General features: G+C 75.4%; 18 protein-coding genes and 1 pseudogene. 6 read left to right on the top strand and 13 right to left on the bottom strand.

Translation table 11 applies throughout. The features are described from left to right. Positions 1 to 197 precede the first annotated feature (197 nt). Positions 198 to 1,331 carry an RDD family protein gene (locus tag ACFWH7_RS05565; RefSeq protein WP_378215470.1) on the bottom strand — a complete coding sequence of 378 codons (1,134 nt, stop codon included), beginning with the start codon at positions 1,329 to 1,331 and terminating at the stop codon, positions 198 to 200. A gap of 66 nt (positions 1,332 to 1,397) precedes the next feature. Beyond that, positions 1,398 to 2,636 carry an MFS transporter gene (locus tag ACFWH7_RS05560; RefSeq protein WP_378215468.1) on the bottom strand — a complete coding sequence of 413 codons (1,239 nt, stop codon included), beginning with the start codon at positions 2,634 to 2,636 and terminating at the stop codon, positions 1,398 to 1,400. A 66-nt stretch (positions 2,637 to 2,702) separates the two neighbouring features. Between ACFWH7_RS05560 and ACFWH7_RS05555 the strand changes: the two genes are divergently transcribed. Beyond that, positions 2,703 to 3,128: a MerR family transcriptional regulator gene (locus ACFWH7_RS05555; protein WP_378215467.1), complete on the top strand. Its 426-nt coding sequence runs from the start codon at positions 2,703 to 2,705 to the stop codon at positions 3,126 to 3,128. 4 nt (positions 3,129 to 3,132) lie between these two features. Here the strand turns inward: ACFWH7_RS05555 and ACFWH7_RS05550 are convergent, their stop codons facing one another. The 4 genes from ACFWH7_RS05550 to ACFWH7_RS05535 all read right to left on the bottom strand — a co-directional run bounded on the left by ACFWH7_RS05550 (position 3,133) and on the right by ACFWH7_RS05535 (position 6,603). Then, positions 3,133 to 3,468, bottom strand: a complete 336-nt coding sequence (locus ACFWH7_RS05550; protein WP_378215466.1) for a YnfA family protein — start codon at positions 3,466 to 3,468, stop codon at positions 3,133 to 3,135. A gap of 97 nt (positions 3,469 to 3,565) precedes the next feature. Continuing rightward, positions 3,566 to 4,201, bottom strand: coding sequence for a sugar O-acetyltransferase (locus tag ACFWH7_RS05545; RefSeq protein ID WP_378215465.1), 636 nt, complete (start codon positions 4,199 to 4,201; stop codon positions 3,566 to 3,568). A gap of 140 nt (positions 4,202 to 4,341) precedes the next feature. Further along, positions 4,342 to 5,067: a HEAT repeat domain-containing protein gene (locus ACFWH7_RS05540; protein WP_378215464.1), complete on the bottom strand. Its 726-nt coding sequence runs from the start codon at positions 5,065 to 5,067 to the stop codon at positions 4,342 to 4,344. A gap of 87 nt (positions 5,068 to 5,154) precedes the next feature. After that, a complete protein-coding gene (locus ACFWH7_RS05535) occupies positions 5,155 to 6,603 on the bottom strand; it encodes an NAD(P)/FAD-dependent oxidoreductase (protein ID WP_378215463.1) in 1,449 nt (482 codons plus the stop codon). A gap of 191 nt (positions 6,604 to 6,794) precedes the next feature. On the opposite strand from ACFWH7_RS05535, the gene ACFWH7_RS05530 reads away from it, so the two are divergent. Then, a complete protein-coding gene (locus ACFWH7_RS05530; RefSeq protein WP_047231713.1) occupies positions 6,795 to 7,256 on the top strand; it encodes an Lrp/AsnC family transcriptional regulator in 462 nt (153 codons plus the stop codon). Between the two features lie 37 nt (positions 7,257 to 7,293). Here the strand turns inward: ACFWH7_RS05530 and ACFWH7_RS05525 are convergent, their stop codons facing one another. Further along, positions 7,294 to 8,856, bottom strand: a complete 1,563-nt coding sequence (locus ACFWH7_RS05525; protein ID WP_378215462.1) for a class I adenylate-forming enzyme family protein — start codon at positions 8,854 to 8,856, stop codon at positions 7,294 to 7,296. A 150-nt stretch (positions 8,857 to 9,006) separates the two neighbouring features. On the opposite strand from ACFWH7_RS05525, the gene ACFWH7_RS05520 reads away from it, so the two are divergent. Together ACFWH7_RS05520 and ACFWH7_RS05515 are read left to right on the top strand one after the other, a co-directional pair. Then, positions 9,007 to 9,699 (top strand): TetR/AcrR family transcriptional regulator, encoded by a 693-nt coding sequence (locus ACFWH7_RS05520; protein WP_378215460.1) that lies wholly within the window; start codon positions 9,007 to 9,009, stop codon positions 9,697 to 9,699. Positions 9,700 to 9,769: 70 nt separating this feature from the next. Next, positions 9,770 to 11,515, top strand: a complete 1,746-nt coding sequence (locus tag ACFWH7_RS05515) for an acyl-CoA dehydrogenase family protein (RefSeq protein WP_378215459.1) — start codon at positions 9,770 to 9,772, stop codon at positions 11,513 to 11,515. Between the two features lie 13 nt (positions 11,516 to 11,528). Here ACFWH7_RS05515 and ACFWH7_RS05510 read toward each other — a convergent pair whose 3' ends face one another. Both ACFWH7_RS05510 and ACFWH7_RS05505 read right to left on the bottom strand, forming a co-directional pair. After that, positions 11,529 to 12,176, bottom strand: coding sequence for a response regulator transcription factor (locus ACFWH7_RS05510; RefSeq protein ID WP_378215458.1), 648 nt, complete (start codon positions 12,174 to 12,176; stop codon positions 11,529 to 11,531). Further along, positions 12,167 to 13,330 carry a sensor histidine kinase gene (locus ACFWH7_RS05505; protein WP_378215457.1) on the bottom strand — a complete coding sequence of 388 codons (1,164 nt, stop codon included), beginning with the start codon at positions 13,328 to 13,330 and terminating at the stop codon, positions 12,167 to 12,169. The genes ACFWH7_RS05510 and ACFWH7_RS05505 overlap by 10 nt, the downstream gene beginning before the upstream one ends. 219 nt (positions 13,331 to 13,549) lie before the next feature. Between ACFWH7_RS05505 and ACFWH7_RS05500 the strand changes: the two genes are divergently transcribed. Both ACFWH7_RS05500 and ACFWH7_RS05495 read left to right on the top strand, forming a co-directional pair. Beyond that, a complete protein-coding gene (locus ACFWH7_RS05500; RefSeq protein WP_378215474.1) occupies positions 13,550 to 14,176 on the top strand; it encodes a DedA family protein in 627 nt (208 codons plus the stop codon). Positions 14,177 to 14,187: 11 nt separating this feature from the next. Further along, positions 14,188 to 14,628, top strand: a complete 441-nt coding sequence (locus tag ACFWH7_RS05495; protein WP_378215472.1) for a protein-tyrosine phosphatase family protein — start codon at positions 14,188 to 14,190, stop codon at positions 14,626 to 14,628. 822 nt (positions 14,629 to 15,450) lie between these two features. Here ACFWH7_RS05495 and ACFWH7_RS05490 read toward each other — a convergent pair. The 4 genes and pseudogenes from ACFWH7_RS05490 to ACFWH7_RS05475 all read right to left on the bottom strand — a co-directional run. After that, a pseudogene (locus ACFWH7_RS05490) lies at positions 15,451 to 15,990 on the bottom strand (FAD-binding oxidoreductase); the annotation flags it as partial. A gap of 115 nt (positions 15,991 to 16,105) precedes the next feature. Continuing rightward, positions 16,106 to 16,903, bottom strand: coding sequence for an alpha/beta hydrolase (locus ACFWH7_RS05485; RefSeq protein WP_378215456.1), 798 nt, complete (start codon positions 16,901 to 16,903; stop codon positions 16,106 to 16,108). A gap of 76 nt (positions 16,904 to 16,979) precedes the next feature. Further along, the gene (locus tag ACFWH7_RS05480; protein WP_378215455.1) at positions 16,980 to 17,717 is read right to left on the bottom strand and encodes a hypothetical protein; all 738 of its coding nucleotides are present in this window, start codon (positions 17,715 to 17,717) and stop codon (positions 16,980 to 16,982) included. Positions 17,718 to 17,875: 158 nt separating this feature from the next. Beyond that, on the bottom strand, positions 17,876 to 18,838 hold the full coding sequence (locus tag ACFWH7_RS05475) for a 5'-3' exonuclease (protein WP_378215471.1): 963 nt from the start codon (positions 18,836 to 18,838) through the stop codon (positions 17,876 to 17,878). Between the last annotated feature and the right edge of the window lie 30 nt (positions 18,839 to 18,868).

The raw sequence follows: 18,868 nt of genomic DNA, 5'->3' as shown, positions 1-18,868 counted from the left end.
GCGGCACCGCTCACCGGGGCGCTACGGCTACCCACCGGCCCGGCGATCACGGGCCCGTCCACAGGCGAGGGCACGACGACGGACATGAGGGTCGTTATTCGCCGGATAACGACCCTCGTGTCGTGTTCGACGCGGGGTGGGGTCGTGCTCGGCCCGCCCCGGTGGCGCGGGAAGCGCGTCCTTCAGGGGGCGCGTGCTCAGGGCGCGCCGCGGCCCCCGCACGACGCGACCGTCTCGCCCTCGACGACGACCGAGGCCTCCCAGTTCCACGCCGTCGGGAGCGCGGCGACCGTCGCCGCCGGGACGTGAACCGCGTCGAGCCCCGAGCCGCTGGGCGTCGGTCCGACGATCTCCCAGGTGCTGCTGCCGTCGACGCTCTGCTCGACCCGGAACGGCGACTCGAACGTGCCGAGGTCGTCGCCCTGCCACGTCTCGAGGCGCAGGACGAGCGCGGCGTCGAGAGGCTGGTCGGGCGTGGCGTTCACGTCGACGTCGACCGCGAACGACGCGTCGAGGCCCGTCTCGTCCCCGGCCTCGTCGGGGAGGGGGCTCGTCCGGGTCACGCCCCACCGGCTCTCGGTGCCCGGCACCGACCAGTTGACGACCTGCACGTCGCCGACGGTCAGCGGGGACTCGTCCGACACCTCCGGTGTGCACGTCGCCGTCCACATGTCCCCACCGGTGTACGTGGCCGGCCCGAGGACGAAGACGGCGCTCCCCACCGAGAGGACCGTCGCCGCGGCGGTGACGGTGCGTGACGGCGTCGGGCCGCCCAGGCCGGTGCCTGGGCCGAGGAACGGCACGGGCGGGCGGACGCGTCGCAGCACGACCGTGCTGCATACCGAGTCGGCGAACGTCCGGCGCTGCGCGTGCCACAGCGGGCGGAGGAAGCCGATGTACAGGATCGCGTCGAGGAGGTGGGCCAGGTGGCGCAGGACGGTGCGGATGAGCCCGGCGGGTCGGCCGGTCGTGTCGTGCACGACGACGATCCCCACCGTCCGCTTGCCGGGCGTCGCCCCGGTCCAGCCCTGGAGGGCGAAGAGCGCGGCCGAGGTGCCGAGAGCCCACCAGGTGCCGCCGGGGACCACGGTGCTCGCGGTCACGCCGAAGCTGATCCCGGGGAGCCAGGCCACCTCGTAGGCAGGGCCGACCGCGAGGAACAGCACCGTCGCGACGATCGCCGTGTCGAGCAGCGACGCGACGACGCGGCGGGACCAGCTTGCGTACTCCTCGCGCGTCGGCTCCGGACCGAGTCCGGGAAGGGCAGGCTCGAGGTCTCCGGCTCCGACGGCGTGCGTCGGCCCCCTGCCGGTCGGGGCGTCGATGGCCACGGGCCGATCCTGGCAGAGACCCCGCTCGGCGGGAAGCCCGTGCCTCCCGCTCAGCGGCGGAGCGGTTCAGCGGAAGGAGTGCCGCCGGCCTGCGACGACGGTCGCCAGGACCGGGACCATGAGCGCGAGCGAGACCCACGGCAGGCCCGCCGGGCCGGCGACGGCGAGCGCCGCGCCACCGACGGCGCCGCCGAGCGCGACGGACGTGTTCCACACGGTGACGAGCGCGGACTGCGCGACGTCGGCGCCGTCGCCCGCGGCCCGGGCCGCAGCGGTCGTGTAGAGGGTGCCGGCCCCGCCGAACGCGAAGCCCCAGGCGGCGACGGCGACCACGACGACGACCGTCGACGTCGGCGCGAGGCCGAGCACGAGCATCGCGAGGGCGAAGACCACGACCGAGCCCAGGGTGAGGGCGCGCAGGCGGTGGTCGATGAGCGCACCGACGAGCACGAGCGCGGCGGCGGACGCCGCGCCGAGGACGAGCAGCAGCACGCTGGTGCGCGAGCCCTGCCCGAGGTGCGCGAGGTGGATCGCGACGTACGTGTAGAGCGACGTGTTGGCGAGCACGTTGAGGCCCGTCACCAGGAGCACGGGACGCAGCCCGGGGCGGGGGAGCACCGCGCGGATCGCGAGCTGGGCGCCGCGCGGGGTGCCCGCGGCGGCGGGGACGCCGAGCCGGACCCAGGCGAGCAGGCCGAGGCCGACGAGCGAGAGGACGCCGAACGTCCACCGCCACCCGACGGCGGCGCCGAGCACCGCACCCGCGGGCACGCCGAGCGTGAGGGCGAGCGGGCCGCCGGCCATGGCGATCGTCATCGCACGGCCGACGCGGTCCGCGGGCACGATCCGACGCACGTACCCGGGCAGGAGCGCCCACGTGAGGCCCGCGACGAGCCCTGCGGCGAACCGGGCGACGAGCGTCAGCGCGAACGACGACGACACCGCGGTGACGGTGTTCGCGACGACGAACCCGGCGACCGTCACGAGGAGCAGCGTGCGACGGTCCCACCGCGCCGTGGCGCGCGTGAGCGGGATCGCGGCGACGATCGCGCCGACCGCGAACGCCGTGACGGTCTGCCCGGCGGCGCCGGCCCCGACACCGAGGTCGCCGGCCATGGCGGGCAGCACGCCCGCGGGGAGGATCTCGGTGAGCAGCGTGAGGAATCCCGACGCCGCGAGCGCGAGGAGCGCGCCGAGCGGCAGCGCGCCCGGGCTGCGGGCGCCGGAGGCGGCGAGAGGGGCGCCGGCCGACGCGGTGCCGGGGTCCGGGACGGTGGCGGTGGTGGGTGTGCTCGTCGTGGACATGGGGTTAGCATCGATGTCTGACATTGATGTGAAGGTCAAGCGACGCGACCAGGTGAGGTGGATCACGTGCGGATCGGCGAGCTGTCCCGGCGCACCGGGACCCCGACGAGGCTCCTGCGCTACTACGAGGAGCAAGGGCTGTTCACGCCCGAGCGGGCCGAGAACGGCTACCGCGAGTACGGCGAGCACCTGGTCGACCGCGTGCTCCAGATCCGCGGCCTGCTCGAGGTCGGCTTCACGACCAAGATCATCAAGGAGTTCCTGCCCTGCCTCGGCAACGCGCCCGAGATCCACCTGCACAACGCGTACCCGGACAAGATCGAGCTCCTCGAGACGGAGCTCGGCCGCCTGGAGGACCGCATCCGCATCCTCGAGAAGAACCGCGACGCCATCGCCGACTACCTCGAGCGCATCCGCCCGTTCGCCCGGCGCCCCGAGGACCGCGCCCCGTCACGGTCCGCCGCGCCCGCACCGGCCGCCGTCGGCCTCTGACCGGCTACTCCGGCCGCGGTGCGTACATGATGACGGCGACGCCGGCGAGGCAGAGCAGCGCGCCGCCGACGTCCCAGCGGTCCGGACGGAAGCCGTCCACGGCCATGCCCCACGCGAGCGACCCCGCGACGAACACCCCGCCGTACGCAGCGAGGATGCGGCCGAAGTTCGCGTCCGGCTGGAGCGTCGCGACGACGCCGTAGAGCCCGAGCGCGACGACGCCCGCCCCGATCCACAGCCAACCCCGGTGCTCGCGCATGCCCTGCCACACGAGCCACGCCCCGCCGATCTCCAGCAGCGCGGCGAGCACGAACAGCGGGATCGAGCGCGCGAGGTCCATGCGCGCCAGCGTAGGCGAGCGCGCGCGCACACCCGTGGGGTCCCGTGCCCGGGCGCGGCCGGTGCGGGCCGCCGTGGGCGCTACCGCCGGATCTGCTTCAGCGGGAGGTGGTGTCCTCGGGGGCGGTCGTGATCGCGCGGACGGGTCGGCACGGGTTCCCCACCGCGACGACGCCCGCGGGGACGTCCCGCGTGACCACGGACCCCGCGCCGATGATGCTGTCGTCGCCGATCGTCACGCCGGGCGTGATCGTCACCGAGCCGCCGATCCACACGTTGCTCCCGATGGTGACGGGCTCGGGGCGCTCCCATCCCTCGCGGCGGCGGACGACGTCCTCGGCGTGGTTCGGCGTGTAGATCGAGCAGCGCGGCCCGATGAGGCAGTCGGGACCGATCGTGACGAGACCTCCGCCGATGACCATGAAGTCGGCGTTGATGAACGTCCGCGCGCCGATCAGCAGGCGGTCGCCGTAGTCGATCGTCAGCGGCGGCCGGAAGTCGATCCCGTCCTCGGCGCCGGGGACGAGGCGGTGGAAGAGGCGGCGCGCCTCGTCGACGTCCTCGAAGTACACGCGCCCGATCCGGGTGCACGTCGCGTGCGCGTCGCGGGTCAGCTCCTGGAGCGCCGGCGACGTGCGGTAGCGCAGCCAGCCGCCGGAGAGCAGGCTGCGGAGGTCCTCGTCCGTGGCGGCCAGCTCGGCCATCCTCGTCGTCGGCTCGGTGGTGCTGCTCATCGGACTCCCTCCTCGCGGATTAGTATTTCGATTAAACATATAGACCGCGGCGAGGTGGCGCAAGACCCGTGGTCAACCCGCCGCCCCGCGCGCCGTGCTGCCCGCCGCGCCGCCGTCGCCGCGACGCTCCCGTGGCACGGTCAGGCCGTGTGGTCGAGCACGCGGCGCAGGCGCGCCTTCTTCTCGTTCTCGCGCACGACCCACGCCACGTCCGGGTCCGACGACCCCCGCAGCGCGGCGAACCGCAGCACGCCGGCGGCCGGGTCACCGGCGACGGCGACGCTCCAGCAGTACCCGAGGGCCTGGCGCAGCGTGCGCACGTCGACGTCGCGGCGTGCGTCGGAGGGGAGCGCGCCGATCGAGGCGGTCGCGGCCGCACAGGCGTCCAGCGCGGCGGTCGCGGTCGCGGGGTTCCGGAGGAGGCGCGGCTCGCAGATCCCGGCGACCGCCGCGCGGCGGACCAGCGGGTCAGGGTCGGCCACCCACGACGACACGAGCGCGCGGAGCATGGCCGGCTCGGCGTCACCGATCCGCTGGAGCGCCATGGCGACGGCCTCGCGGACGCGCCACGACCCGTCCGACGCGCGGTCACGCAGCCGGTCGGTCGACGCCGCGCGTGCGTCGGCGGGGGCCTGGACGACGAGCCGGCCCAGCCCGCACGTGCCGCAGCAGCGGAGGTACTCGTCGGGGTCGTCGGCGAGGGCGCGCACGAGGTCGGCGGGGGCGACGTCGGCGAACGCGCCCAGGAGCTCGAGGTTCGCCCGGGGTCCCGGGAGTCCGGAACGCGCGGCGAGGTACGCCCGCACCGCCGCCGGGTCGCCGTCGAGGGCGCGCAGTGCCGTCCGGTGCTCCTCTCGCACGCTCATGACGACCACGCTAGGACGCGGCGCCCCCGCCGGACAGGGTCTTTCGGCCGGGTCGGCCGGGTCGGCCGGGGTCGGCCGCCGTCGGGCTCAGCGCAGCGGGTCGAACGGGCGGATCTCGTCGGGGGTCTCCCCGGTCGTCACGAGGTGAGCGAGCGCGCGGCCGGTCGCGGGCCCGAGCACCATGCCCCACATGCCATGACCGCCCGCGACGTAGACGCCGGGGGTGCGCGTCGCACCGACCAGCGGCAGACCGTCGGGCGTGACGGGCCGCGACCCGACCCATTCGTCGTGCCGGTCGTCGAGGTCGACGCCCTGGAACAGGTGCCGCACGGACGCGAGGATCGCCTCGATGCGGCGCGGCTGGAGCGGCTCGTCCGGGCCGCGGAACTCCATGGTCCCCGCGATGCGGAACCGCCCCTGGTACGGCGTGCACGCGACGCGGCGCGCGGGCAGGTAGATCGGCGTCTCGACGGGCTCATCGGTCTTCACGGTGAACGAGTAGCCGCGCCCGGCCTGGACGCGCGTGCGCACGCCGAGCGGCGCGGCGAGCGTCGGCAGCCACGCGCCGGTCGCGAGCACGACGGCGTCGCCGCGCAGCACGACCCCCTCCTCACGCTCGGTGGGGGACCCGGCCCGGCGAGGTGTCCCGGCCTCGTGCCCGACGGCGTCGCCCGCCCCGGCCGTGCCGCTCGCCCCGGTCGCTCCGGCGGCGCCCACGAGCGCGGGGTGCGCGGCGGCGTCCGGGTGCACGGCGCGTGCGAAGACGCACGCGCCGAGGCGGCCGGGCTCGACGTCGAGCACCTCGAGCCCGGTGAGGATCCGCCCGCCGCGGGCGCGCACGGAGTCGGCGAGGGCGTGGACGAACGGTCCCGGCTCGAGGAACCGCTGGCCCTCGAGGGCGTAGACGGTGGAGACGCTGTCGGTGAGCTGGTGGGCGCGCTCGCCGGCCTCGACGCGCCGGACGGGCACGGTCTGGCCGGCGGCGGCCACGTGCTCGAGCTCGCGGAGGAAGGGCCGGGCCTCGCGCACGTGCTCGAACGCGACGGTGAACGGCCCCGGCGTGGTGCCGGCCTCGACGCCGTGCCCGAGACTCCCGCCAGCGGCGAGCTCGTCGAACGCGTCGAGCGCGACGCGGTCGATCGGGGTGAGCGCCGCCATCGCGTGGTCCCAGCGGCGCTGCGTCGCGTGCGCCATGAAGCGCGCGAAGAACGTCCACAGGCGCGGGTCGAACCGCAGGGGCACGTGCAGGGGGGCGGCGGGGTCGAGGAGGGCGCGTGGGCCGTACGTCCACAGGGACGGGTCGGCGAGCGGCATCGCCATGCCGGGGGTGAGCCACCCGGCGTTGCCCCACGAGGATCCGGCGGCGACGCCCTCGCGGTCGACGACGGTCACCTCGACGCCCTGCTCCTGCAGGTGCCAGGCGGTGGCGAGGCCCACCATGCCGGCGCCGACGACGACCGCCGTGCGGGGCGCTCGGCCGGGCGACGCGGACCGGGTGTCGCGGGTGCGGGGACGGGGACGAGAGGTCGTGCTCACGCCGGGCTCCTTCGACCGACGCCCGCCTCGCGGGTGGCGAGGCGGGCGCGTGGCTGGTGTGCGACGGGATGGTGCCGCACGACCTCCAGCGTGGTGGATCCTTCGGTGTGCGGCAAGATGTGCCGAAGGATCGTCGTCGCGCCCGGCGGCGACCGACCCGATCTCCGCCGATCGACCTGAGGAGGCTCCTCATGCCGAAGGATCTTCGACCCGCCGTCCTGGACGACGTGGACCGCCGCATCCTCGACGTCCTCGCGACCGACGCGCGGGCGACGAACGCGGCGATCGCGGCCCGCGTCGGCATCGCCGCGTCGACGTGCCACGCGCGCGTGCGCGCCCTCGTGGAGCGTGGTGTGATCCGCGGCTTCCGGGCCGACGTCGACCCGGCCGCGCTGGGGCGCGGGCTCGAGGCGCTCATCGCGATCCGGCTCCAGGCGGGCGCGCGCAAGGGCCTCGAGGCGTTCCGCGACTACCTGCTCACGCTGCCGGACGTCGAGGGCGTCTTCTTCGTCACCGGCGACCGCGACTTCCTCCTGCACGTCGCCGTCGCCGACTCCGACGCCCTGCGCGACCTGGTGTCCAAGACGCTCAGCGTGCGGCCCGAGGTCGCGGGGACCAGCACGACCGTGATCTTCGAGCACGCGCGCCCCTGACCCCGGCGGCGCGGTCGGGGTCAGGGACGGGCGACGGTCAGACCGCGGTGCTCTCGCGGACCCGCGAGCGCAGCACGTGCTTGGTGAGCTTGCCCGACGGGTTGCGCGGGAGCTCGGTGACGAGCACGACGTCGCGCGGCACCTTGTAGCGCGCGAGCCGGTCGGCGAGGAACGCGCGCAGCGAGTCGAGGGACGGCTCGGTGCCGGGGGCCGGCACGACGAACGCGACGACGGTCTCGCCCCAGTCGGCGTGCGGGCGCCCGACGACGGCGACGTCCGCGACCTCGGGCGACCCGCGCAGCGCCTCCTCGACCTCCTGCGAGTACACGTTCTCGCCGCCCGTGATGATGACGTCCTTGAGCCGGTCGACGATGAAGAGGTACCCGTCCTCGTCGACGTGCACGACGTCGCCCGTCCGGTACCAGTCGCCGACGAGGACGGCGGCGGTCGCCTCGGGGTCGTCGAGGTAGCCGACCATCCGGGTGTCCGACCGCAACCAGACCTCGCCCGTCCTGCCCGGCCCGACGTCGTTCCCGTCGAGGTCGACGACCCGCACGTCGACGCCCGGCATGCCCGCGTGACCGATCGAGCCTGCCTTGCGCTCCTGGTCGGCCGGGCCGAGCGCGGTGCCGACCGGACCCATCTCGCTCATGCCGTACACCTGGTGCAGCTCGCCGGGGTAGGCGGCACGGATCGCGCGGACGGTGTCCGCGCCGACCGGCGCGCCGCCCGCGAGCCAGAGCCGCGCGCTCGACAGGTCGAACGCCGACAGGTCGATCCCCTGCGCGGCCGCGACCTGGAGCGGCGCGACGTACGCGATGGGTGCGCCGAAGAAGGCCGTCGTGCGCTCCGCGGCGACGGTGCGCAGCATCTCGATCGGGTGGTACTCGCGCAGCAGCACCGTCGTCCCGCCCAGGAACACCATCGACAGGAACCAGTTGTTGAGCGGCGACGCGTGCCAGATCGGCATCGCGAGGAGGAACCGGTCGTCCGCGCGCAGCCCGACGGCGGCCGTCGTGTACGCCGCGACGGAGCTCAGCCCGCGGTGGGTGTGCTCGCAGCCCTTGGGGGCCGCCGTCGTGCCGGACGTGTAGAGCACCTGCGCGATCGCGTCCTGGTCCGGTGGGACGCCGTCCCACGGCGTCGCCGCCGCGACGAGCCGGTCGAAGCCGTCGCGCTCGTCGTCCCTGTCGGAGGCGGCGGCGTCCGGTCCGACGGCGTCCGTCTCCGTCCACAGCCACCGCACCCCGGGCGCCGCGGTCGTGACCACGGGCGCGAGCGAGGCGTCGGCGACGCCCAGCACCGCGCCGCTGTGCGCGACGAGCCGCGCGACCTCCGGCGCCTGGAGCTTGTGGTTGACCGGCACGAGCACGGCCCCGGCCCGCCACAGGCCGAACGCCGCGACGACGAAGCCGGGGGTGTTGAACGTCATCACGGTGACGCGGTCGCCGGGGCGCACCCCGGCGTCGCGGAACACCGCGGCGGCGCGGCGCGCGGCGTCGTCCAGCTCGGCGTAGGTGAGCCGGCGCTCGCCCAGCACGAGCGCCTCCTTGGCGGGGACCTTGCGTGCCGTGCTCTCCAGCATGCTGCCCAGGTGCATGTCGTCCTCCTCGACGTCCTGCCCGGCGTCGTCCTCGACGCCGTCTCGGCGGCCCGGCCGGGGCCGGTACCGCGATGAATTGAACCATGGTTCAATTCTTGGTGGGAAGCCGCGACGAGGCGGCGCACCCTCGACGACGACGGAGGAACCGTGCCCTACCGCGAGACGCCCGCCACGCGGGCCGCCCGCGAGCGCAAGCGCGAGGCCCTGCTCGACGCGGCGCGCACGATCGTCGCGGAGCGCGGGTTCGCCGGGGCGAGCGTGCAGGCCCTCGCCGCGCGCGCCGGGGTGAGCACGGGCGGCGTCTACTCCTACTTCCCCACCAAGGCGGACCTGCTCGTGGCCGTGTTCCGGCAGGCGGCCGACGTCGAGCTCGACGCCGTGCGGGACGCCGCGTCGGCGCGTGCGGACGACCCGCCCGGCGGGACGACCGTCGCGCGCCTCGGCCGCGCCGTCGACACGTTCGCGCGGCGCGCGCTGCGCGGCCCGACGCTCGCGTGGGCGCTGCTGCTCGAGCCGGTCGACCCGGCCGTGGACGCCGCGCGCCTGGAGTACCGCCGCGCGTACGCGGAGACGTTCGCGGACGTCGTGCGCGCCGGCGTCGAGGCCGGGGAGATCCCCGACCAGGACGTGGCAGTCGTCGCGACCGCCCTCGTCGGCGCGATCGGCGAGTCGCTCACCGGACCGCTCTCCCCGCTCGCGGGCGGCACGACCGCTCCCGACGGCACGGTCCCGCCCGCGGCGCGGGACGCCGTCGTCGCGACGATCCTGCGCTTCTGCCTCGGCGCCGTCGGCGCCCAGGCCGCCGCGCGGGTCGCCCTGACCACGTCCGAGCCGACCTGAGCACCGGACCTCGCCCGCACCGCCGCCACAGCGCGGCCCCGAACCACCCGCAGAGCCGCAGGAGGACACCGTGACCCCGACCGACACCACCATGACATCCGCCTCAGCCCGTGCCTCGGCCCCTGCCTCGAACCCGGCCGCGACGGCGTCGCGCCCGGCACCCCACGTCACCCACCGGGTGACGAACCAGCCGCCCGAGCGCGAGGGCGTCAACGAGTACCTCGACCACCCCGTCCTGCGCGACGCCGTGCACGCGTACGGCGGGGCGTGGGGCGAGGAGCGGCTCATCGAGGTCGGCGCGCTCGTCGGGTCGGGGGACTTCCAGCGCGCGGCCGAGCTCGCGAACGTCCACGAGCCCGTGCTGCGCACGCACGAACGCCGCGGCAACCGCGTCGACGAGGTGGAGTACCACCCCGCGTACCACGAGGTGATCGGGGCGGCCGTCGCGCACGGCGCGCACACGAGCGCGTGGGCGGAGCCAGGGCCGGGGGCGAACGTCGTGCGGAGCGCGGTGTTCTCGCTGTTCGCGCAGGTCGAGCCGGGCCACGCCTGCCCGGTCTCCATGACGCACGCGGCGGTGCCGTCGCTCCGGCACGCGCCGGGGCTCGCCGCGGTCTGGGAGCCGCGCCTGCTGTCCCGCGGGTACGACGGCGCCCTCGCGGCCCCGGGGAGCAAGCCCGGCGCGCTCGTCGGCATGGCGATGACGGAGAAGCAGGGCGGCTCGGACGTGCGCGCGAACGCGACGACGGCCGTGCCCGCCGGCGCGGACGGCGCCTACCTGCTCACGGGGCACAAGTGGTTCTGCTCGGCGCCGATGTCGGACGCGTTCCTCGTGCTCGCGCAGGTGCCGGGCGGACCGGGCGAGGGGGCGCCGTCGTGCTTCCTCGTGCCGCGCGTGCTGGAGGACGGGACACGCAACGTGTTCCGCATCCAGCGGCTCAAGGAGAAGCTGGGCAACCGGTCGAACGCGTCGTCGGAGATCGAGCTCGACGGCACGGTCGGGTTCCTCGTCGGTGAGCCGGGGCGCGGAGTGCGGACGATCATCGAGATGGTGTCGCGCACCCGGCTCGACTGTGTGCACGGCTCGGCCGCGGGGATGCGTCAGGCCGTGACCGAGGCCCTGTGGCACGCGCGGCACCGCAGCGCGTTCGGCGCGGCGCTCGTCGACCAGCCCGCCATGACCGCGGTGCTCGCCGACCTCGCGCTCGAGTCCGAGGCCGCGACGCTCACGTCCGTGCGACTCGCCGCCGCGCACGACGGCGAGTCCGAGCACGACCGCGCGTTCCGTCGCCTCGCGACTGCCGTGAGCAAGTACTGGGTGTGCAAGCGCGGACCGCACCACGCGTACGAGGCGATGGAGTGCCTGGGCGGCAACGGGTACACCGAGGCGTTCCCCCTCGCGCGCCGCTACCGCGAGCAGCCGGTCATGGCGATCTGGGAGGGGTCGGGCAACGTCATCGCGCTCGACGTCCTGCGGGCCATGGGCCGCGAGCCGGATTCGGTCGCCGCGTTCGAGGCCGAGCTGGGCACGACGGCGGGCGCGCACCCGGTCCTCGACGCGCACGTCGCGCACACGCGTCGCCTGCTCGCCGAGGTCGCGGCGTCCGACGCCGGCGCGCAGCAGGCGCAGGCGCGTCGCGTCGTGGAGTCGCTCGCGCTCGCGCTCCAGGGGTCGCTCCTGGTGCGGCACGCGCCGTCGGCCACGACGGACGCGTTCGTCACGGCGCGCCTGGGGGAGGACCGCGGCCACGGCTACGGCGTCCTGCCCCGCGGCACCGACGCGCACGCGATCCTGGCGCGGCACGCGGGCGCGTGAGCCGGCGCCGTCGTCAGCCCTGGAGGTAGTGCAGGACGGCGAGGACACGGCGGCTGTACCCGCCCGCGGCGTCGAGGCCGAGCTTGGTGAAGATCGCGTTGCCGTGCTTCTCGACCGCCGACAGCGACAGGTGCAGCGCAGCCGCGATCCCGGCGTTCGTCCGGCCCTCGGCCATGAGGCGCAGGACGTCGTGCTCGCGCTCCGTCAGCCGCGAGAGGGGGTCGGCGCGGGGGGTGTCCGCGAAGAGCTGGCGGACGACCTCCGGGTCCACGACGAAGTCGCCGGCCTCGACGCGCCGCAGGGCGTCCAGGAGCTCCGAGACCCGCATCACGCGGTCCTTGAGCAGGTAGCCGACCCCCGCGCCGTCGCTCGTGACGAGGTCCCGCGTCGGCTCGGCCTCGACGTACTGCGAGAGGACGAGCACGCCGACCCCGGGGAAGCGGCGCCGCACCTCGATCGCGGCCCGGATGCCCTCGTCCGTGTGCGTCGGGGGCATGCGCACGTCGAGCAGCACGACGTCCGGCGCGGGACGACGCCCGAGCAGGGCGAGGAGCTCGTCGGCGTCGCCGACGGCGGCGTCGACCGTGACGCCCTCGTCCACGAGGAGGGCCCGGAGACCCTCGCGCAGGAGGGCGGAGTCCTCGGCGATCATCACGCGCACGGCAGCACCGCCGTCACCGTGGTCGGCCCGCCGGGAGGGCTGGCCACGTCGAGCGAGCCGCCGAGCGCCGCCGCCCGGGCAGCGAGGCCCGCGAGCCCGCGACCGCCGCGGGGGGACGCGCCACCCCGGCCGTCGTCCGTGACCGCGGCCCTTACGACGCCGTCGGCCGAGGCCACCGTGACCGTCGTGCGGGTCGCGCCGGCGTGCTTGGCGACGTTCGCCAGAGCCTCGGCGACCACGTAGTACACGCACGCCTCCACCGCGGGCCCCGCTCGCCCGTCGAGGCGGTAGTCGAGCTCCGCGGGCGGGGTCGCCCGCGCCGCGAGGCGCGCCAGGACCGGTCGCAGTCCCCGGGTGTCCAGCGCCGCGGGGTGCACCCGCCAGGCGACGTCGCGGACGGCTGCGAGCACCCGGGCGGTCTCGTCCGCGGCGTCGGCGAGGAGCCGGTCGCGGACCACGGGGTCGGTGGCCCGCCGGCCCCGGTCGAGCAGCATGCCGAGCGCCACGACCTGCTGCTGGACGCCGTCGTGCAGGTCGCGCTCGACCCGACGGCGTTCCGCCTCGACGGCCGCGACGATGTCCGAGCGCGACGCGGCGAGGGCCTCGACCTGGGCGAGGAGCTGCGTCCGGTCCTCCTCGCCCAGCAGCCGGCTCGCCGCCGCCCGCTCGAGCGCCGCGGAGCCGACGAGGCCCATGAACGCGAGGTACAGCAGGATCCCGCCCGGGACGACCGCCGAGAGGACGGTGAGCCCGGTCGTCGGGTCGCTGTCGTCGTCCGCCAGCGCGGGCACCCGCAGGTCGAACGCCCACGACGCCGTCATGAGCACCGCCGCGAACGCCCCGTAGGCGAGCAGGAGGAGGATCCCCGCGCTGAGCAGGCCCACGGCGAGGCGGGCGGCGAGGTAGCGCACAGGTCGACCGGTGCCGTCCGGAGCATCGGTGTGCCAGGCGAACCACCGCTCCAGGCGCCGCGCGTGCACACGCACGGCGGCCCGGACCCGTCCGTCCCGCCAGCCCGCCGTCCGGGTGGACGCGCGCGCGAACGGGGCCGCCACCGCGGCGGCGAGCAGCGTCGCCGCGTCCATCGGGACGAGGCAGACCCCGACCACGACACCGCACGAGGCACGGACGACGGACGGCGCTCGGCTGGGCACGCGACTCACCCTAACGACGCGTCCTGACGAGCGGACTGAGGGAAACCGCACCCCTTGTGCCGCGGGAAGCCGCCGCAGGCCGTGCGTGACACCGCGTTCCGGTGCGTCCCGGTCGTTCCTAGCGTCGTCGGCATGACCTTCTCCCCAGCTTCTGCACTTGCGGTCGCGTCCTCTGACGCGGGCCCGATCACCCGTCTCACGGACTGGGCCGTGAGCCTGATGGAGTCCCTCGGCGCGCCGGGAGCAGGTGTGGCGGTGGCCCTGGAGAACCTCTTCCCGCCGATCCCGAGCGAGGTGATCCTGCCCCTGGCCGGCTTCACGGCCGCGCAGGGGCGCCTCGGGCTGCTCGAGGCGATCCTGTGGACGACGGCGGGCTCCGTCGTCGGAGCTCTCCTCCTCTACTGGCTCGGCGCGGCCCTCGGCGCCGAGCGGCTCCGCGCCGTCGCGGCACGCCTGCCGCTCGTCCGGGTCGAGGACGTCGACACGGCGGAGGCGTGGTTCGCCCGGTACGGGACGACCGCGGTCCTCGTCGGGCGCGTCGTCCCGATCGTGCGCAGTCTCGTCTCGATCCCGGCCGGCGTCGAACGCATGCCGCTGGGCAGGTTCCTCGTCCTGACCGCGGTCGGCAGCGGCGTCTGGAACACCACGCTCGTCCTGCTCGGCTACGGTCTCGGGGAGCGGTGGCCCGAGATCGAGGCCGCGATCGGGACGTACCAGAAGGGCGTCGTCGCCGTCGTCGTGGTGCTGGCGGTCGTCTACCTGGTCCACGTGCTGCTCCGGCGCTCGCGGGCCGGCGCGGGCCCCGGGTCCGCGGGCACGGCGCCGCGTCGGCACGCCCGTCGGTGAAGGGGGAGGGCATGGGTTCGTGGGAGCACGGCGACGGGGTCGTGGAGCTGCCGGACGGGCGCCGGGTGCGGGGCCGCGGGCTCCGCTCAGGGCCGCCCGGGCGGGACGACGTGCCGGAGCTCGGCGTCTACCTCACCGGGACGCCGCCGCCGGTCACGACGTGGGAGTCGCGCTGGGTCCGGTGGCCGGACTTCGCGCTGCCGCGGTCCACGCCGGACGCTGTCGAGACGCTCCGCGAGGCGTACGAGAGGGCGGCCGACGTGCGCGTGGAGGTCGCCTGCGCGGGTGGTACCGGGCGCACCGGCACGGCGCTCGCGCTCCTCGCCGTTTGGGGCGGCGTCCGTCCCGACGACGCCGTGGCCTGGGTCCGTGCCCACTACCGGCCCCGCGCGGTCGAGACGCCGTGGCAGCGCCGCTGGGTGCGCCGCACCGGGGTGCGGACGATCCAGTAGATCCAGATCCGGACCGACGACGTCGCCGGGGGACCATCGTCTGTGGGTGACCGGCCGTACCGTCCGGGCCATGGATCGAGGGACCTTCTGGGGGATCGTCGACGCCGCGCGTGACCGGGCGGGTGCGGGTGCCGACGACCGCGGCGCCGAGGACGACCCGCTGTCAGGCATCCTGACCGACCTCCTCGTCGAGCGGCTCACCGCGGGCGAGATGCAGCGAGCCCACCGGCGAGGACTGGGACTTCGACGACGATGACGAGAACGCGCGCCGGCGTGCCGCAGCTCTGCCGCGACGAAGGGCGAGCCGCTGCCCGGACCGAGGCCGGCGAGGAATCGGTCGAGGAACTCCCCGTCCACCGCGCGCAGGCCCGCGCCGAAGACCCACGAGGGACCGGCGTCCTCGGGGTCGGAGTGGATCGTCGCGACGGCGGTCGACCGGATCTCCCCGACCGCGTCGGCCATGACCGGCGCGAGCGCCCGCAACGGGGCGGCCAGGCGCTCGCCCTCGGCGGCGTCGCCCGGATAGGCGAAGCGCAGGTTGAGCACCGTACGACCGCGCAGGTGCTCGGGGATGAACGGCAGGTCCGGAAGGGCGAGCACGACGGCCGACGTCGTGACGTCGTCGGGCGCGGTCGCCGTCCAGTCGACCCAGCCGCGCAGGACGTCCTCGATGTGCGGGGAGTCGAACGTGAGCGCCCCCGCGTACAGGGTGCGCAGCGGTGCGAGCTCGACGTCGACGCGCGTCACCACGCCCAGACCGCCCTTGCCGCCGCGCAGCGCCCAGAACAGGTCCGGCTCGGACTCCGCGCTCGCCTCGACGACCGAGCCGTCCGCCAGCACGACCCGGAACCCGCGGACCCAGTCCGTCGTGAGCCCGTGGCTGCGCGTGAGCGGTCCGAACCCGCCGCCGAGCGTGTAGCCGACGACGCCGACGCCCGTGGACGACCCCGTGACGGGCAGCAGGCCGTGCTCCGCCGCGGCCTCGACCACGGACTTCCAGCGCGTGCCCGCGGCGATGCGCGCGACCCGCGTCTCCGGGTCGATCTCCACGCCCCCGAGGTCGCTCGTGCCGAGGACCAGGCCGTCCGTGATCGGGGCCGCCGCGCCGTGGCCTGTCGCGTGGGCCCGCACGCGCAGCCCGTGGTGGGCCGCGAACCGGACCGCCTCGACGACGTCCGACTCCGTCGCGGCCAGCACCGCGAGGTCGGGGTCGTGCACGACGAGAGTGCTGTGGGCGGCGACGGCTTCCGCGGCGGTGGGGCCGCCGTCGGGCACGTCGTCGCGGGCGAGGACGCGCCCGGTGACACGGTCGCGCAGCGCGGCGACGTCGGCGGGCGAGAGCGTGGTGGCAGAGGTGGTCATGGTGTGGTCCCCTTCGTCGCGGTGTGCGCGTGTCGACGCTAGGTGCGGTCACCCACACGACGACGCGCGGGCACGGTGTGTGACACGTGCCCCGAGGGGTAGGGAGGGCGCCGGGTCAGGTTCGTGGCGACCCCGGCAGCGGCAGCCAGTCGAGGACGTCCTGGATCGTGCGGTCCCAGAACCCCCACTCGTGCGTCCCGGGCGAGAACTCCGACCGCAGCGCCACGCCGGACTCATCGGCCGCGCGCTCGAACGCTCTGTTGCCGTCGACGAGGAAGTCCTCCGTCCCGCACGCGAGGAACAGGTCGGGGAGGTCGGCCGTGCGGCCCTCGGCCTCGGCGCGCCGCAGCAGGGCGAGCAGGTCGTCGTCCGAGCCCGCGATCTCGCGGTCGCCGAACACCCGCTCGATGTCGGGCAGGCGACGCTCGCGGTACGACTCGTCGGCGAGGTCGAGGACCCCGGACAGGCTCGCTGCCGCCGCGAAACGCTCGGGGTGGCGCAGCGCCCACCGGAACGCGCCGTAGCCGCCCATCGACAGGCCTGCGACGAACGTGTCCTCGCGGCGCGACGACACCCGGAAGAACTGGTCGACCAGGCTCGGCAGCTCCTCCGACAGGAAGGTCCAGTACCGGTGGCCGTGTGCCTCGTCGGCGTAGAAGCTGCGCTCCACGCGCGGCATGACGACGGCCAGCCCGCGGTCGGCCACGTACCGCTCGATCGACGTCCGGCGGGTCCAGATCGTCTCGTCGTCGCTCATGCCGTGCAGGAGGTACAGCACCGGTGCGCCCTCGGCGCGGGCGCTCGCGGACCCGGACATCCCGATCTGGGTCGTCGTGGCCTGCGGGAGCACGACGGTCATCGTCGTGCTCACCTCGAGCACGTCGGAGTAGAAGCTGCAACGGACGAGGGCCACGGGGTCGCCTCCAGGGGGTCGAGCGGTCGCCCGGGCCGGGTGCCCGACGGCGCCCGCCCAGTCTGCCGGACCGCCGTCAGGACGCGGTGCGCGCCGGGTGGTCGGCGCGCCCACGGGCGAGGAAGGCCAGCCGTCGCCCGAGGACCGGCTCGTGCCCCGTGAAGGCCACCGCGAAGAGGAACGTGACGATCACGCTCAGGGCGAGGAGCTCGCCGCCGTCCTCGAGCGTCGTGAGGGGGACGTCGAAGGCCGGGACGTCCAGGACGGTGTGGTGCACCGCGTCGAGGACGATCCCGAGCAGCACGAGGACGCCGAACAGCACGACGAGCACCGCCGACACCGCCCGGTCCCGCGCACCGGCGCGCACGTGGGTGACGGCGACGATCGTCAGCAGGACGAGGCCGACGCCACCGGTCCAGACGAGCTCGCCCACGTCGTTGGCGAGGGACCCGAGGGCGGGGACCCGCGCGGCGAACGCGGCGCCGAACCGCTCGTGCAGCTGGAACCAGTCGTCCGCGAGCAGGTACCCGCACACGAGCGCCCAGGCCGCGAAGACGGCGGCCCGACGGCGGACGGCGAGCAGGGCCGCGAGCGCGCCCGCCCAGAGCGACTTCAGGTACTGGACGAGCTCGCCGTACCCGCGGTCGACACCGAGGTCGAACGTGTAGCCCGACGGCTCCCCGAAGATCTTGAGCGACAGGTGGAGGCCGATGAGGGCGAGGTCGGCGAGGAGCAGGAGCGCGAGCAGCCCGCCGACGGGCGCGGCGCCCGTCCCGAGAAGTGCTGCGCCGACGGCGCGTCCGGGCACGGGCATGGGGTCCTCCTGGTCGTCCTGCGAGGGCCGGGCTCGTCGCCCGGCGCGGGTGCCGACGATGGCAACAGAGCATGAACGAGAGATGAACGTCCTGCCGCGAGGAGGTCACGGTCGCCCGACCGGGCCCCGCGGGCGCCGCCGGGCGAGGCGGACGTGCCTCAGCGCTCCGGATGCGCCAGAGCGTCCAGCAGGCGCCGGACCGACGTCCCGAGTCCCCACCGCTCGGTGAGCTCCGCGAGCCCGTCGGGGTCGGCGGGGGCGGTCGGCAGCGCGTCCCGGACGTCCCCGACCGGGGCGTCCGGAGCGACGCGCACCACGAGCGGTGCGACCTTCAGGTACGAGGCCGCCTCGGTGAGCCGACGGCGCTGGGTCGCCGTCAGGCCCGGGTCTCCGGCGTCGCGCGCGGCGAGCACGCCCGCGAGGTCGCCGTACCTCCCGAGCAGCGCGACCGCCGTCTTCTCCCCGATGCCCGGGACGCCGGGCAGGCCGTCGCTCGGGTCGCCGCGCAGCACCGCCATGTCCGCGTACGCCGCGCCCGTCGTGATCCCGTACCGCTCCGCGAGGCGCGCCTGGTCGACGACGTCGAGGTTCTTCACGCCCTTCGTCGGGTAGAGGACGCGCACGCCCGCGGCGTCGTCGACGAGCTGGAACAGGTCGCGGTCTCCCGTGACGACCTCGACGGCGGCCCGGCCCGACGGGTCCGGCGCCACGTCCTCGGCCCCGCGCCGCGCGACCTCGCGCGCGGTGAGCGTGCCGATGATGTCGTCGGCCTCGTAGCCCGCCGCGCCGACGCGTGCGATCCCCAGCGCGGCGAGCACGTCGACGATCACCGGCACCTGCGGGACGAGCTTCTCCGGGACCTCCTCGACGCCCGTCGTCCCGGGGACCTGCTCCGCGACCCGGTGCGCCTTGTACGACGGGATGGCCTCGACGCGGAACGCCGGGCGCCAGTCCACGTCCCAGCACGCGACGAGGCGCGACGGGCGACGGTCGGCGACGAGCGTCGCGATCATGTCCAGCAGCCCGCGCACCGCGTTGACGGGCGTGCCGTCGGGTGCCTTGATCGAGTCGGGCACCCCGAAGAACGCGCGGAAGTACAGGCTCGCGGTGTCGAGGAGCATGAGCTCCCCGCCCGCGGCCGTGCCGCTGCC

The sequence above is a fragment of the Cellulosimicrobium cellulans genome (genome assembly GCF_042723955.1).
GTDB lineage: Bacteria > Actinomycetota > Actinomycetes > Actinomycetales > Cellulomonadaceae > Cellulosimicrobium > Cellulosimicrobium cellulans_H.
Note: the sequence above shows the minus strand (reverse complement) of the source record. Positions and strands in the feature narration are given on the sequence as shown.

Coding starts and splice junctions, on each gene's coding strand:
- ACFWH7_RS05560 (WP_378215468.1), bottom strand. CDS start 2,636: ATGTCCACGACGAGCACACCCACCACCGCCACCGTCCCGGACCCCGGC.
- ACFWH7_RS05550 (WP_378215466.1), bottom strand. CDS start 3,468: ATGGACCTCGCGCGCTCGATCCCGCTGTTCGTGCTCGCCGCGCTGCTG.
- ACFWH7_RS05545 (WP_378215465.1), bottom strand. CDS start 4,201: ATGAGCAGCACCACCGAGCCGACGACGAGGATGGCCGAGCTGGCCGCC.
- ACFWH7_RS05540 (WP_378215464.1), bottom strand. CDS start 5,067: ATGAGCGTGCGAGAGGAGCACCGGACGGCACTGCGCGCCCTCGACGGC.
- ACFWH7_RS05530 (WP_047231713.1), top strand. CDS start 6,795: ATGCCGAAGGATCTTCGACCCGCCGTCCTGGACGACGTGGACCGCCGC.
- ACFWH7_RS05525 (WP_378215462.1), bottom strand. CDS start 8,856: ATGCACCTGGGCAGCATGCTGGAGAGCACGGCACGCAAGGTCCCCGCC.
- ACFWH7_RS05500 (WP_378215474.1), top strand. CDS start 13,550: ATGGAGTCCCTCGGCGCGCCGGGAGCAGGTGTGGCGGTGGCCCTGGAG.
- ACFWH7_RS05495 (WP_378215472.1), top strand. CDS start 14,188: ATGGGTTCGTGGGAGCACGGCGACGGGGTCGTGGAGCTGCCGGACGGG.
- ACFWH7_RS05480 (WP_378215455.1), bottom strand. CDS start 17,717: ATGCCCGTGCCCGGACGCGCCGTCGGCGCAGCACTTCTCGGGACGGGC.
- ACFWH7_RS05475 (WP_378215471.1), bottom strand. CDS start 18,838: ATGCTCCTCGACACCGCGAGCCTGTACTTCCGCGCGTTCTTCGGGGTG.